General features: G+C 66.7%; 1 protein-coding gene. It reads left to right on the plus strand.

Annotation, left to right across the window (positions count from 1 at the left end; translation table 11 throughout):
* Positions 1-975: DUF6531 domain-containing protein (locus ACK3CV_RS25290; RefSeq protein WP_489009922.1), on the plus strand; the 975-nt coding region annotated here is incomplete at both ends.

Consider the following 975-nt stretch of genomic DNA (forward strand, 5'->3'; position numbering starts at 1 on the left):
TCAACAAGCTGGCGCGCATCGCCTGCCGCGCCGGCACCCTGATGACCGCCACCGCCGCCGTCGGCATTATCGCCCGGCCGGTGGATATCGTCAGCGGCCAGAAATTCCTCGACGGCGAAGACGATCTCGATTTCGTGCTGCCTTCGCGCCTGCCGGTCGCCTGGCAGCGCTATTGGCGCAGCGGCAACCCCGGCGACGGCGTTCTGGGCCGCGGCTGGAACCTGTTCTGGGAGAGCAGCCTGCAGCCGTATCAGGACGGCCTGGTGTGGCGCGCGCCTTCCGGCGACTTCGTCGCTTTCCCCAGGGTGCCGCGCGGCCACAAAACCTACTGCGAAGCCGAAAAATGCTGGCTGATGCACAACGACGACGGCAGCTGGCAGCTGTTTGACGTCGGCGAACAGATTTTCCATTACCCGCCGCTGGCGGGCGATCAGCCGAGCCGGCTCAGCATGATCACCGACGCCATCGGCAACGCCACCTCGCTGTTTTACGACGACGAGGGGCTGCTGAGCGAACTGGTGGACAGCGCCGGGCAGCGCCTGATGTGCCGTTATGCGCAGGGCCGCCTGCGCGAAGTGGCGCTGCAAACCGCCGAAGGCGAACGGACGCTGACGCGCTACGGTTACGATGAGCAGGGCCAACTGACGACGGTGAGCAACCGCGCCGGTGAGGTAACGCGCCGCTTCGGCTGGCGCGACGGCCTGATGATCAGCCACCAGGACGCCGCCGGGCTGCTGAACGAATACCAATGGCAAGAGATCGACGGCGTGCCGCGCGTGACGGCCTACCGCAACAGCGCCGGAGAATCGCTGGAGTTCGGTTATGACTTCGCCGGTGGGCGCCGCAGTGCGGTGCGCGGCGACGGCAAGCGCGCGGAGTGGCGGCTGGATGACGACGACAACGTGGCGCAGTACACCGACTTCGACCAGCGCCGCTACGGTTTTATCTACCAACGCGGCGAACTGTGCAGCGTGC

The organism is Serratia sp. TSO36, assembly GCF_057808395.1.